This is a genomic window from Sphingomonas gilva (assembly GCF_003515075.1).
Taxonomy (GTDB): domain Bacteria; phylum Pseudomonadota; class Alphaproteobacteria; order Sphingomonadales; family Sphingomonadaceae; genus Sphingomonas; species Sphingomonas gilva.
Genome location: NZ_QWLV01000009.1, coordinates 1 through 13,657, shown reverse-complemented (window position 1 = coordinate 13,657; position 13,657 = coordinate 1). Strand labels below are relative to the sequence as shown.

The 13,657-nt window shown below is 68.4% G+C and carries 12 protein-coding genes; 2 read left to right on the top strand and 10 right to left on the bottom strand.

Translation table 11 applies throughout. The annotated features are described in order from the left end of the window. Positions 1-15: 15 nt before the first annotated feature. The 8 genes from D1610_RS15055 to dapA all read right to left on the bottom strand — a co-directional run bounded on the left by D1610_RS15055 (position 16) and on the right by dapA (position 9,187). On the bottom strand, positions 16-642 hold the full coding sequence (locus tag D1610_RS15055; protein ID WP_118865032.1) for a glutathione S-transferase family protein: 627 nt from the start codon (positions 640-642) through the stop codon (positions 16-18). A 137-nt stretch (positions 643-779) separates the two neighbouring features. Next, positions 780-1,850 (bottom strand): recombinase RecA, encoded by a 1,071-nt coding sequence (gene recA, locus D1610_RS15050; protein ID WP_118865031.1) that lies wholly within the window; start codon positions 1,848-1,850, stop codon positions 780-782. Between the two features lie 129 nt (positions 1,851-1,979). After that, positions 1,980-2,333 (bottom strand): response regulator, encoded by a 354-nt coding sequence (locus tag D1610_RS15045; RefSeq protein WP_118865030.1) that lies wholly within the window; start codon positions 2,331-2,333, stop codon positions 1,980-1,982. A 36-nt stretch (positions 2,334-2,369) separates the two neighbouring features. After that, positions 2,370-4,763, bottom strand: a complete 2,394-nt coding sequence (locus tag D1610_RS15040; RefSeq protein WP_118865029.1) for a hybrid sensor histidine kinase/response regulator — start codon at positions 4,761-4,763, stop codon at positions 2,370-2,372. A gap of 235 nt (positions 4,764-4,998) precedes the next feature. Further along, complete coding sequence (locus D1610_RS15035; RefSeq protein WP_118865028.1) at positions 4,999-7,092, bottom strand: M13 family metallopeptidase; 2,094 nt, start codon at positions 7,090-7,092, stop codon at positions 4,999-5,001. Positions 7,093-7,155: 63 nt separating this feature from the next. Beyond that, positions 7,156-7,704 carry a DUF2062 domain-containing protein gene (locus D1610_RS15030; RefSeq protein ID WP_182466860.1) on the bottom strand — a complete coding sequence of 183 codons (549 nt, stop codon included), beginning with the start codon at positions 7,702-7,704 and terminating at the stop codon, positions 7,156-7,158. A 5-nt stretch (positions 7,705-7,709) separates the two neighbouring features. After that, positions 7,710-8,192, bottom strand: coding sequence for an SsrA-binding protein SmpB (gene smpB, locus D1610_RS15025; RefSeq protein WP_118865027.1), 483 nt, complete (start codon positions 8,190-8,192; stop codon positions 7,710-7,712). 116 nt (positions 8,193-8,308) lie between these two features. After that, on the bottom strand, positions 8,309-9,187 hold the full coding sequence (gene dapA / locus D1610_RS15020; protein WP_118865026.1) for a 4-hydroxy-tetrahydrodipicolinate synthase: 879 nt from the start codon (positions 9,185-9,187) through the stop codon (positions 8,309-8,311). 109 nt (positions 9,188-9,296) lie between these two features. On the opposite strand from dapA, the gene D1610_RS15015 reads away from it, so the two are divergent. Both D1610_RS15015 and greB read left to right on the top strand, forming a co-directional pair. Then, positions 9,297-11,306 (top strand): lytic transglycosylase domain-containing protein, encoded by a 2,010-nt coding sequence (locus D1610_RS15015; protein ID WP_118865156.1) that lies wholly within the window; start codon positions 9,297-9,299, stop codon positions 11,304-11,306. Positions 11,307-11,473: 167 nt separating this feature from the next. Further along, positions 11,474-11,950: a transcription elongation factor GreB gene (gene greB, locus D1610_RS15010; protein WP_118865025.1), complete on the top strand. Its 477-nt coding sequence runs from the start codon at positions 11,474-11,476 to the stop codon at positions 11,948-11,950. Here greB and D1610_RS15005 read toward each other — a convergent pair whose 3' ends face one another. Beyond that, positions 11,951-12,412 carry a DUF1203 domain-containing protein gene (locus D1610_RS15005; protein ID WP_118865024.1) on the bottom strand — a complete coding sequence of 154 codons (462 nt, stop codon included), beginning with the start codon at positions 12,410-12,412 and terminating at the stop codon, positions 11,951-11,953. 259 nt (positions 12,413-12,671) lie between these two features. Then, the gene (locus D1610_RS15000) at positions 12,672-13,445 is read right to left on the bottom strand and encodes a polyphosphate kinase 2 family protein (RefSeq protein ID WP_118865023.1); all 774 of its coding nucleotides are present in this window, start codon (positions 13,443-13,445) and stop codon (positions 12,672-12,674) included. Between the last annotated feature and the right edge of the window lie 212 nt (positions 13,446-13,657).

The following is a 13,657-nucleotide window of genomic DNA, read 5'->3' as shown; positions in this document are numbered from 1 at the left end:
ATTCGTGTTTTGCCGTCACGCATAGGCATAGGGGCCGCCCTTGGCGAGGGCTGTCTTGTAAGCGGGGCGGGAATGGATGCGCTCGAGCCAGCGCATCAGATGCGGACGCGAGGGCCCGAGACCGCCGCGCGAACGGGCGGCTTCTAGCGGGAAGCTCATCATCACGTCGGCGGCGGTGAACTCGCTTCCGGCGAACCAATCGCGGGTGGAAAGCTCCGATTCCAGCCAATCGAGATGGACGTCGAGCATCGGCTGGACACGCGCCATCGCGCGCTTGCCGAGGATCGGGATGCGGCTGAGGACGAGCAGCACGAGTAGCGGCGGCATCAGCGAGCCCTCGGCGTAATGGAGGAAATGGCGGTAGCGCAGCACCGCTTCACGGTGCGCCGGCGGGCCGAGCCTGCCGTCGGCCTTTTCGACCAGATATTCGACGATCGCGGCGGTCTCCGCGACGGTGACGCCGTCGTCGGTGATGACCGGCGACTTGCCGAGCGGATGGACCGCCTTCAACTCGGGCGGGGCGAGCATGGTCGCCTTGTTGCGCTCGTAGCGCTTGACCTCATAGTCGAGGCCCAGTTCCTCGAGCAGCCAGAGGACGCGCTGCGAGCGCGAGTTTTCGAGGTGATGGACGGTGATGGTCATGCAGGGCTCCCTTGCGCGCCCATGCTTCGCACGCCGCCGCGAAATGCGAAAGGCCCGCGCTGGGGCGGGCCTTTCTGGTCTGGCCGGCGCATACCGGCCCTTTCAAAGGTCACACAAAGTTCACACCAAAGCGCGTTTCAAGCCTCGTCGTCCGGGCCGACGCCGGCGATCATCTCCTCGGCGACCTTGTCGGTGCGCGCGCGGATCGCCGCCTCGAGCTTCGAACAGAGCTCGGGATTCTCCTTGAGGAAGGTCTTCGCGTTCTCGCGGCCCTGGCCGATGCGGACCGAATCGTAGCTGAACCAGGCGCCCGATTTCTCGACCAGGCCGGCCTTGACGCCGAGATCGAGGATCTCGCCAATCTTCGACACGCCCTCGCCGTACATGATGTCGAACTCGACCTGCTTGAACGGCGGGGCGACCTTGTTCTTCACGATCTTCACGCGTGTGGAGTTACCGATGATCTCGTCGCGATCCTTGATCTGGCCGGTGCGGCGGATGTCGAGACGGACGGAGGCGTAGAATTTCAAGGCGTTGCCGCCGGTCGTGGTTTCCGGATTGCCGTACATCACGCCGATCTTCATGCGCAGCTGGTTGATGAAGATGACGATGCAGCGCGAGCGGCTGATCGAGCCGGTGAGCTTGCGCAAGCTCTGCGACATCAGCCGCGCCTGCAGGCCGACATGGCTGTCGCCCATCTCGCCCTCGATCTCCGCGCGCGGGACGAGCGCCGCGACCGAATCGACCACCAGCACGTCGATCGCGTTGGAGCGGACCAGCGTATCGACGATCTCCAGCGCCTGCTCGCCGGTGTCGGGCTGCGAGACGATCAGCTCGTCGATGTCGACGCCGAGCTTCCTGGCGTAGCCGGGATCGAGCGCGTGCTCGGCATCGACGAAGGCGGCGGTGCCGCCCATCTTCTGCGCCTCTGCGATGACGTGCAGCGCGAGCGTGGTCTTGCCCGAGCTTTCCGGGCCGTACACCTCGATCACGCGGCCGCGCGGCAGGCCGCCGATGCCGAGCGCGATGTCGAGCCCGAGCGAGCCGGTCGACACCGCCTCGATCTCGATCGCCTCGCGGCTGCCGAGCTTCATCGCCGAGCCCTTGCCGAAGGCGCGGTCGATCTGCGCCAGGGCGGCGTCCAGCGCCTTCTGCTTTTCGGTGGTGGTAGCCATGCCGTTATCGATCACCTTCAGCTGTGCCGCCATGTCGCGCTCCTTTGGTCACGAATATGACGGGGTGTGTATCGCGTTTGTTCCGGAAGAACAAGAGGAGAACTTGCATTCCGATCACGCAGAGGCCCCTGCCTTCGCAGGGGCGGCGATTCTAGCCCATTTTCACGCGAACAAGTCACCCACCGCGCTCGTCACGCCGTCCAGCGTATAGGGCTTGATGATGGTCGGACGGCCGCGGAAGGCCTCGTCGATCGAGCCGTCGCCGCCGCCCGTCGCGAACAGGAACGGGATGTTCTTTTCCGCCAGCGCCTGCGCCACCGGCCAGCTCTTCTCACCGCCCGAGAGATTGACGTCGAGGATCGCCGCATCGACGCCGCCCTCCCCCGCCACCGCCAGCGCGCTCTGCACGGTGTCGGTCACGCCCGCCACCGCCATGCCGCCGGCTTCGAGGAAATCCTCCAGCATCATCGCGATGAGGGGTTCGTCCTCGACGATCAGAATACGGCGCTTGGTCATTGCGGTTGCATAACCAGCAAGCAGCACACGGCCAACCTATTTCCCATGCCGCGCCAGCGCGACCTGCACCGCCGCGGCCAGATCCTGCACCGAGAAGGGCTTGGGCAGGAACGCGACATTGTCGAGGTCGATCGACTTCCTCAGCTGCTCCTCGGCATAGCCCGACATGAACAGGATCGGCAGCGACGGATAACGCTGGCGCGCGTGGCGGACGAGGGTCGGCCCGTCCATCGTCGGCATCACCACGTCGGACACCATCAGGTCCGGATTGGCGCCGTCTTCGAGCAGCTCGAGCGCGGCCTCGCCATGCTCGGCGGTGAGCACGGTGTAGCCGTGGCGCACCAGCGCGCGCTCGGCGACGGCGCGGACCATCGCCTCGTCCTCGACGAGGAGGATGGTGCCCGATCCCCACGCCGCCTCTACCCTTTCCTTCGCGGGCGGCGGGGCGACCTTCGGCGCTTCCTCGGCGCGGTGGACGGGAAGATAGATGGTGAAGGTCGCGCCCTTGCCCGGCGCCGAATCGGCGAAGATGAAGCCGCCCGACTGCTTGACGATACCGTAAACGGTGGAGAGGCCGAGCCCGGTGCCCTTGCCGACATCCTTGGTGGTGAAGAAGGGCTCGAAGATCTTGGGCAGCGCCTCGGCCGGGATGCCGGTGCCGGTGTCCGACACGCTCAAGGCGGTATATTCGGCCTGGGGCAGCAGATCGTCGCCCATCCGGCGCGCCTCCGCGACCGAGACCGCGCGCGTCTGGATGGTGAGCACGCCGCCCGAACCCTTGGACTGCATCGCGTCGCGCGCGTTGACCGCGAGGTTGATGATGACCTGTTCGAGCTGCCCCGGATCGGCGCGCACCGCGCCGAGATCGCGGCCATGCTTGATCTGGAGGGTGACGGTCTCACCCAGCAGGCGCTTGAGCAGGTTCGACACCTCCGAGATGACGTCGGGCAGCTGCAGCACCTGGGGGCGGAGCGTCTGCTGGCGCGAGAAGGCGAGCAGCTGGCGGGTCAGGCCGGCGGCGCGGTTCGAATTGGCCTTGATCTGCTGGATATCGTCATAGTCGCTGTCGCCCGGCGTGTGGCGCATCAGCATCAGGTCGCAATGCCCGATGATAGCGGTCAGGATGTTGTTGAAATCGTGCGCGACGCCGCCGGCGAGCTGGCCCACCGCCTGCATCTTGGTCGCCTGCGCGACCTGGCGCTTGAGCTTCGATTCCTCGCTGTTGTCCTTGAGGCTCAAGAGCACCGCCGCTTCGCCCAGCCCGCGCGCGCCGGCGATGGTCAGCGCGACCGGCTCGTCGGGATGGTCGCGCAGGCGGACCGCCATGTCGGCGACATAGGGATTGCCGCCGGCGTGGCGGCGCACCGCGTCGGCGACCGCCGCCTTGTCCTCGCGGATGACGAGGTCGCCGGGATAGACCGGCGGCGACTGCGCCTCGACATGGGCGGCGCGGGCGAAGGCCTCATTCATGTGGATGAAGCGGCCGTCGCGATCGACCAGCGCGAGGCCGAAGGGCAGCAGATCGACCAGCGCGCGCGCCGGTTCGGAGGTCTGCGCGCCCCCCCGGCCGCTGACGACGGGGCGATCGTCGTCGATCAGGAACAAGAGCGAGGGCGATCCCGCGGCGAGCGGAACGTGGACGATGCGCAACGGCCGGCCGAGCGGGCCTTCGCTGGCGAAGCGGATCGCGCCCTCGCCGTCTGCGGTGAGCATCGAGGCGAAATCGCGGCCCTCGATCGCGCCTTCCTCATGCCCCATCGCGCGCAGGCGGAGCACGCGGTTGGCGGCGATCGCCCGCCCCTGCGGCGCCATCAGCGCGGCCATCACCCCGGCGCGGCCCAGCGCGTCGCCCGCGCTGCCGCCGAGCAGCCGGCCGGCGTCCGCCGCCAGATCGGTCTCCGCCGTCGGGACGAAGCGCCAGACGAGCAGATCCTCCTGCGCGCCGCTCCGCTCCACCGTCACGCCGAACTGCGCGCCGTTCGCGACGAGGCCGGGCGCCCCGCCCATGCCGTCGCGCCAGGCGGTGCGGCCCGCGGCGGTGAGCGCGGCCACGCCGGCGTCGCCGACGGGCAGGCTCGGCGGCGTGACGAAGCCGCCGAACGCGGCCTCGTAGCGGTCATTGGCGCAAACGAGCCGGCCGGCGCGATCGGTGACGGCGAGCGCGCCGCCCTCCCCGCTCGCCAGCGCGCGGGCGATGGTCCAGTCGATCACCGGCGCGGCAGGCTCCGTCCCCCCGCCCAGGCGACGGGCGAGGACGACGATCCCCATGATCGCGATCACGCCCGCCAGGAACGCGGCGGCGACGATCGCGCTGCCCACCGCCCACAGGACCAGCCCGCTGGCGGCGATCGCGGCGAGCGACGCGACCGCCAGCGCGACGGGATCGCGCAACGCGACGTTGGATTGGGATGAGGCGGTCAGGCTGCGCATGAGGACCGGCCCCTTGTGGTGCGCAAGCGGCGGGCGTCAAGGGTGAGTGGTGTGGATCGCCCCTAGCGGTCGGTCGGCCCGTTGCAGATCACCTTCTCGTCGCCCCTGTGCCGGGTCCCATCAAAGTATTACTTTGATGGGTGCCCGTGGAGGCAGGGGCCGCTGGGTTTGTGGCACATCAAACATTGCGTATGCCGACTGAGGCCCCTGCCTGCGCAGGGGCGACGCCCCCACCTTACCAGATGCGGACGCGGGCGTCGGGGGCGAGGTGGAGCTTGCCGCCCTCGGTGTCGAACGCCGCCGACCACGGATCGAGGTTGCGCACCACCCAGATGCGCTGCGCGCCGGGGCTGTGCGGATCGCTCAGCAGCTGCTGGCGCAGCGCCGCCTCGCGCATCTTGGTGCGCCACACCTGCGCCCAGCCGAGATAGAAGCGCTGATCGCCCGTCATGCCGTCGATCACCGGCGCCTCCTTGCCGCCCAGCGAGGCGCGATAGGCGTCATAGGCCACCGTCAGCCCGGCGAGATCGCCGATATTCTCGCCCAGCGTCAGCCGGCCGCTGACATGCTGGCCGGGGAGCGGCTCATAGGCGTCGTACTGCGCGACGAGCTTGTCGGTCAGCGCCTCGAAACGCTTCTCGTCCTCGGGCGTCCACCATTCGGAGAGGCGCCCGGTGGCGTCGTATTTGCGGCCCTGATCGTCGAAATGGTGGCTGATCTCATGGCCGATCACCGCGCCGATGCCGCCATAGTTGATCGCCGGATCGGCCTTGGGATCGAAGAAGGGCGGCTGCAGGATCGCGGCGGGAAAGACGATCTCGTTCAGGGTCGGATTGGCGTAGGCGTTGATCGTCATCGGCGTCATCAGCCATTCGGTGCGGTCGACCGGGCCGGGCAGGCGCTTCAGCTGGCGCTCATGCTCGAAGATCTGGGCGCGCATCGCGTTGCCCAGCGCATCGTCGGGCCTGATCTCCAGCGCCGAATAGTCGCGCCAGTTGCTCGGATAGCCGATCTTGGGCGTGAAGGCGGCGAGCTTGGCGCGCGCCTTGACCTTGGTCTCGGGCGCCATCCAGGTCAGCCCCTGGAGGCGGCGGTCCATCGCGGCGATGACGTTCTTCACCAGATCGTCCATCACCGCCTTGGTCTCGGCGTCGAAATGGCGCTCGACATAGATCTTGCCGACATCCTCCCCGAGGATGCCCGAGACGAAGCTGACCCCGCGCTTCCAGCGCTCGCGCTGCTGCGGCGTGCCCGAAAGCGTGGTGCTGAAAAAGGCGAAGCGCTCGTCGTCGAAGGCCTTGGGCAGATAGCTCGCATAGCTGTCCAGGCTGCGGATCAGCAGCGCGTCCTTCAGCGTCTCGACCGGGGTCTTGGCGACCAGAGCCGCGCTGGCGGTGATCGCGCTCGGCTGGACGACGATCAGATCCTCGGGAACGACGCCCGATTCGGAGAAGAAGCCCCGCCAGTCGAAGCCGGGCGCCTCCGCCTCCAGCTGGGCGAAGGTGCGCAGGTTGTAGGTCTTGTCCGCGTCGCGGCTCTCCTCCCTGGTCCAGTGGACCTTGGCGAGCTCTGTCTCGAAGGCGAGCACGCGCGCGGCGCGGGCGTCGGCATCGGGCTCGCCCGCGAGCGTGAACATCTTGGCGATGTGCGCGCGGTACGCCTCGCGGTACTTCACGAAGGTGTCTTCGGTCTTCAGATAATAATCGCGATCGGGCATGGCGAGGCCCGCCTGGGCGAGCGACAGGGCGTAGCGCACCGGGTTCTTGTCATCGATGCCGGCGCCCATGCCGAACGGCGATTCGACGCCGATCCGGTTGGCGCGGCCGATGAGCTTCGCATATTCGGCGTGGGTCTTCACCGACTTGATGTCGTCGATCCAGGGCTTGAACGGGGCGAGGCCCTTCGCCTCGATGCCGGCCTGGTTCATGAAGCTGGCATAGGCCGCGCCCGACTTGCTCGCGGGCTGGCTCCGCAGCTCTTCCAGGATCGCGCGGGTGCGGGCGAGCGAGAGATCGTCGAGGACGTGGAACGCGCCGTAGCTCGAGCGATCGGCGGGAATCTCGGTCTCCGCCTTCCAGGTGCCGTTGGCATAGAGGTCGAAATCGTCGCCGGGCGCGACCGCGCGATCCATGCCGGCGGCGTCGAAGCCGTAGCTGCCGATCTGCGGGCCGGGCGCGGCGGCGGGCTCGACCGGGCCGGCGGCGGCGTCCGAGACGATCTCGGTCTGCTCGGCGCTGGTCACCTGCGCGGCGTCGTTCGTGGCGGTGGTCGCGCAGGCGGAGAGCGCGGTGGTGGCGAGCAGCAGGCAGGCGAGGCTTGTGGCCTTCATGGAGAGCGATCCTTATACCGGGAAATATTATTACACCGGTGTATTAGACCGCCGTCACACGCGTCAATGCCTGCGGCGATGATTCCGCCATTTGTGCGCGATCCACCAGCGCCAGCCGAACGCGGCGATCAGATAGCCGATCGCGGCGCCCACCACCGCGATGATCAGGAGACCGAGCGCGGTCGCCGGCGCGGCGTCGGACACCAGCCATTTGAGCAGGTCGCCGATCGACGAATCGAGCGTGTCCTGCACCGGCCGCGCGTCGATCTGCGCATCGAGGTGCAGCGCCCAGTCGCCGATGCGATAGGCGGCGTACCAGATCGGCGGGGTGGTGAAGGGATTGGTGAGGAAGGTGGTGAGCGCCGCCACCGGCACGTTTGCGCGGGCGGGCAGCGCGAGCAGCGCGGCGAAGATGGTCTGCGCCACCGGGATCAGCACGCCGACGATCCAGCCGAGCGCGACGCCGCGCGGCACCGACCGGCGGTGGAAGCGCCACAGCTCGGGCCGCAGCACACGGTGCGCGACCGGGCGCAGCCAGCGGTTGCCCTCGAACTGCTCGCGGGTGGGGGTGTTGCGCCGCACCCAGGCGACGCTCTTCTGGAACACGCCCATCGCCGTCAGCCGCGTTCGCGCATGATGCGCTGGGCGTCGCGCTTCCAGTCGCGTTCCTTGATCGTCTCGCGCTTGTCGTGCGCCTGCTTGCCCTTGGCGAGCGCGAGCTCGACCTTGGCGCGGCCCTTGCCGTTGAAATAGACCGACAGGGGCACGAGCGTCATCCCCTGCCGCTCGACCGCGCCGGTCAGCTTGTTGATCTCGCGTTCGTGCAGCAGCAGCTTCCTGGGCCGCTTGGGCTCATGGTTGAAGCGGTTGCCGTGGCTGAACTCGGGAATGTTGGCGTTGACCAGCCACACCTCCGCCCCCTTCACCTCGGCATAGCTTTCGGCGATCGAGCCTTCGCCGCTCCGCAAGGACTTCACCTCGGTGCCGGTCAGCGCGATCCCCGCCTCGAAGGTCTGCTCGATGAAATAATCGAACCGCGCGCGCCGGTTCTCGGCGACGGTCTTGACCTTGTCGAAGGTGGCGGGCTTGGGACGGGCCATGATTCAGTTCCGTCGCCCCTGCGCAGGCAGGGGCCTCTGTCGGCAAACGCGGCGACCGGTGTGCCACGAACCCAGCGGCCCCTGCCTGCGCAGGGGCGACGATGATGGGAGAAGGATCATATCAGCCCCGCATGGGCGAGCGCGGCGTCGACGACCTTGCGGCTGGCTTCGGAGGGAGGGGTCATCGGCAGGCGGAGGTCGGCCGGGAAATCGGGGCGGACGCGGTTCAAGGCATATTTGACCGGGCCGGGCGAGGCGTCGGTGAAGAGCGCGGCGTGCAAGGGGAAGAGCTTGTCCTGCAGTTCGAGCGCGCGCGCGTAGTCGCCCGCGAGGGCCGCGGCGTAGAAATCGGCGCAGAGGCGCGGGGCGACATTGGCGCTGACCGAGATGCACCCGCGCCCGCCCATCGCCATGAACGCCAGGCCGAGATCGTCATTGCCCGAAAGCTGGCAGAAATCCGTGCCGCAGCTCTCGCGGTGCCGCGACACGCGGGCGAGATCGCCGGTCGCGTCCTTGATGCCGACGACGCTCGGGATGTCGGCGACGATGCGCGCGACGGTCTCCGGCTGGATGTCGGTCACGGTGCGTGCCGGGACGTTGTAGAGGACGAGCGGCAGATCGCATGCGTCGGCGATCGCCTCGAAATGCCGGTAGATGCCCTCCTGGTTGGGACGGTTGTAATAAGGCGGGACGAGCAGCCCCGCGTCGGCGCCGGCCGCCTTCGCCTCCTCGGTGTTGCGGATCGCCACCGCCGTGTCGTTCGATCCGCAGCCGGCGATGACCGGCACCCGCCCCTTCGCCTGGTCGACGCAGACGCGCACCACCGCGAAATGTTCCTCGAAGCTCAGCGTCGCGGATTCGCCGGTGGTGCCGCACGGGACCAGCGCCGACGATCCTTCGGCGATCTGCCATTCGACGAGGTCGCGATACGCCGCCTCATCGAACGCACGCCCGCGAAAAGGCGTGACCAGAGCCGGAATCGACCCGGAAAACATTGCGGCACTCCTTCAAATATGCGGGCGCGCGCGGCATAAGGGGCGCGGGCGGAGGGAACAAGCGAACTGTTCAGGTGCAAATAAGGACTGGCTGCGTATGATGTCCAGCATGGTTGCTCTCGCGTTCAAATCCGCCCTCGTCACCATGGGTCTTTCGGGGGCGCTGATCGCGGCCCAGCAGCAGCTGACCCCCACCCAGCGCCAATATTATGCGCAGCAGATGGCCTCCACCCGGCCGCAGCCCGCGCCCTCGACGATTCCCGCGGACCGGCTGGCCGATGCGATCGTCGAGTGGAAGCGGCTGCGCCAGTCGGACAGCCTGGGCTTCGACGCCTATGCGCGCTTCCTGATCGACCATCGCGGCTGGCCGCAGCAGGACGGGCTGCGCCGCAGCGCGGAACGCGCGATCGTCCCCGGCAGCGCCAACCCCGGCCTGGTCGCGGCCTTCTTCGACGCGCACCCGCCGCTGACCCAGACCGGGCATCTGCGCTATGCCGAGGCGCTCGCCGCGGTGCAGCGCATTCCCGAGGCGAACCAGCAGGCGCGCGAGGCATGGCGCGCGGCGGGGCTTTCGCCCGAGGACGAGCTGCGCCTGCTCGGCCGCTTCTCCAGCGCGCTCACGCCGGGCGACCACGACACGCGGATGGATTCGCTGCTCTGGGCCAATGCGACCACCGCCGCCACCCGGCAGCTGAGCTTCGTCACGCCGGCAAGGCGGCCGCTGTTCGCCGCGCGGATCGCCTATGGCACGCGGGCGAGCGACGCCGCGGCGCTGGGCGCGGCCGCCGCCGCGCTGGGGGCGAGCGATCCCGGCTATCTCGCCGACCGCGCGGGCTGGCAGGTCGCCAACCGGCAACTGGCCGCCGCGCGCCAGGGGCTGGCGACGCGCCGCCTGCTCGCGGTCAGGCCGACCGATGTCGAGGAATGGTACGAGGCGCTGCTCGAACAGGCGCGCAACGCCTATAACGACCGGCAATATCAGACCGCCTACGACATCGCGCGGCAGGTGGACGACGCCTATGCGCCGGGCACCGACGTCTCGATCCAGCCCTATGGCGAGCGCGACGACTATACCAGCCTGGTCTGGCTCGCCGGGACCACCGCCTTCTATGAGATGAAGCGCCCGGCGGACGCGATCGGCATGTTCGCGCGCTATGCCGGCGGGTCGCAGACGCCGCAGACGCGCTCCAAGGGCTATTACTGGGCGGGGCGCGCGGCCGAGGCCGCGGGGCAGCGCGAGGTGGCGGACCGCTACTACGCGCAGGCGGCCGCCTATTCGGACCAGTTCTACGGCCAGCTCGCGCGCGAGCGCACCGGCCAGCCGCTGACCCCACCCCCGGTCATCACCGCGACAGCGCCGGAGCCGGCACGGCAGGAGTTCTACCGCCGCGAGGTGGTCCGCGCCGCGCAGATGCTGGGCGAGCTTGGCGCATGGAGCGAGCAGACGCTGTTCCTCCGCCAGATCGCGATGGACGCCAAGTCCGACACCGACCATTTGCTCGGCGCCGAGCTCGCCAAGCGGCTCAACCGGCCCGACCTCGGCGTGATGGTCGGGCGCAGCGCACGGACCAACGGGCTCAACGACTATGTGGCGAGCGGCTATCCCACCGTCGCCATCCCGCCGCAGCACAATGCGCATTGGGTCATCGCGCACGCGATCATGCGGCAGGAAAGCCAGTTCGACCGGCAGGCGGTGAGCTCGGCCGGCGCACGCGGGATGATGCAGCTGATGCCGGGCACCGCGCGCGAGCAGGCGGGCAAGCTCGGCCTGCCCTATATTCCCGGCAACCTGACCAGCGATCCGATGTACAACATCAATATCGGGTCGAGCTATTTCCGGCGGATGTACGACGCCTATGGCAGCTATCCGCTGGCGCTCGCCGCGTACAATGCCGGGCCGGGCAATGTGAACAAATGGCTGCGCGCCAACGGCGATCCGCGCAAGGGCGAGGTCGACTGGCTGCGCTGGCTGGAGCAGATCCCCTATTCCGAGACCAAATATTATGTGCAGCGCGTGCTGGAGAACGCAGTGGTCTACGGCCTGATGAACCCCCAGCGCGCGACCAATCGGGCGGATGCGCCGCTGTCGCGCTATATCGGGAAGAGCCAACCGGGTTAGAGTCGCCCAGCACCACGCACACCCGTCACCCCGGACCCTTCGACAAGCTCAGGACAGGCTTGTTCCGGGGTCCATCGTGCCACAAGCCGAACCTACGCTTGCGGCACGATGGATGCCGGAACAAGTCCGGCATGACGAACTGAAAAGATGCGCGTAGCTTCCAGCCAATGGACCGCCCCAACTACATCACGCCCGTCGGCTATGCCGCGCTGCGCGCCGAATATGACGCGCTGTTCCGGGAGGAACGGCCGCGCATCGTCGAGACGGTCAGCTGGGCGGCGGGCAATGGCGACCGGTCCGAGAACGGCGATTACATCTACGGCCGCAAGCGGCTGCGCGAGATCGACCGGCGGCTGGGCTTCCTCTCGAAACGGATGAAGGCCGCGAAGGTGGTCGATCCGGCGGCGCAGGCCGACCGGAGCAAGATATTCTTCGGCGCGACGGTGACCATCGCCGACGAGGACGACAATCACCGCACGTTGACCATCGTCGGCAATGACGAGGCCGACGCCGGCGCCGGCCGCATCGGCTGGGATTCGCCGATCGCGCGCGCCTTGCGCGGCGCGGGCGTGGGCGATGTGCGCAAGGTCGCCCTGCCCGCGGGCGAGCGCGAATATGAGGTGATGGCGGTCAGCTATCCTTGATCACAAGCGGTCGATCCGGGCCGCATAGCAACCGCGCCGGGCATAATGGACGTGGAGATAAGCAGTGCCGGACGCGGCGAGCAGGCGTTCGATCACCGGCGGCGCCTCGCGGCCTTCCACCACATCGGCATCGGTCATCATGCCCGCCGCGTCGAACGCGCGCAGCGAGAGGAGGCGGGAGGCGAGTTGTTCAGGCAGGTGGTCGGTCTCGACGCGCCCCGTCGCGCCTTCGCGGACGAAGATCGCGTGACGCGAGCGGAACGGCGTGTTGGCGCTCTGGTGCTCGTAATTGAGCAGTAGCACCTTCTCGCCCGGCTCGGCGTCCTCCAGCGTGACGCGGCAGGGAAAGCCGGGCCTGGCGTCCGCCGTCATGCGGATCGCGCCCTCCCAGGCGAGCACGTCGTCGTCAAGGCCGTAGAGATGGGTGAAAGGCTTGGCGTCGAGGCCGCTGACGCGGAACATGGCTGATCTCCCGAATGGTGTCGGGAAGGGGATTAGGCGCTGTCTGGCGGCGTGCCGTCCCGGCGTTTGCGATCAAAGTCGGTTGGAAGAGGAATGAATCGCTCCCCTCCCTGAAAGGGAGGGGCTGGGGGTGGGTGCGCGCGTCTGCGCGCTCAAAAAAGACTCGCCTCCGCTCGAACCGACAGCGCCGATCGAGGCATCGAGCCTCGACCGGCGCTACACCCACCCCTTTTTCCCCTCACTTTCAGGGAGGGGAAAATCATATGCCCAATTCCCTCTTCGCCAGCTTTTCCAGTTGCGGATCGAGCGGGGGCGGGTCCATCGGCGCCAGCGCCTCCAGCCTCTCGGCGACATGAGTCAGCGCGGCGATGCGGGCGGCCTTCTTGTCGCCCCCGTCGATCACCGTCCAGGGCGCCCAGCGGGTGTCGGTCTGGCGGAACATCTCCTCCAGCGCCTTCAGATATTCGGGCCGCTTCGCGCGGTTGCGGTAATCGTCGGCGCCGGTCTTCCATCGCTTCCACGGATCCTCGAACCGCTTCTTGAAGCGCTTGTCCTGCTCCTTCTGGGTGATGTGGACGAACAGCTTGATGATCGGCGTGCCCGAATCGCGCTGCTGCGCCTCGAACTCGTTGATCTCGTCATAGCCGCGGCGCCACTCGGCCTCGCTGGCATAGCCCTCGACGCGCTCGACCAGGACGCGGCCGTACCAGCTGCGATCGAAGATGTTGATGCTGCCGTCGGCGGGAAGCCGCTGCCAGAAGCGCCAGAGGAAATGGCGCGCCTTTTCCTCTGCGTTGGGCGCGGCGATCGGCCAGACCTCGAACCAGCGCGGGTCCCATTCGGCGGTGAGGCGCCGGATGATCCCGCCCTTCCCCGCCGCGTCCCAGCCTTCGAACAGGACCACCGCGCGGCGCTGGTGGACGATGAACGCGGTCTGCGCGCGCGCGAGCCGCTGCTGCGCGGCCTTCAGCGCATCCGAATAATCGCCGGGGAAATCGGCGCCGGTTTCGTAGTCGGCAAGGTCGATGGCCATGCGGCCACCCTATCCGCTCGCCGCGCGGAGTCGAGACGGCCCCGCAGGGCGCACGGTTTTGGGACAATATGGTCCTCCCCCGCTTTGCGGGGGAGGGGGACCATGCGCAGCATGGTGGAGGGGGCGCCACAAGCGATCCGCTCGCGGCGCGGGGGGGGGGGGGGGGGCCGGGGGGGCGGGGGGGGGGGCGCCCCCCACGCTGGCCCCGGGCT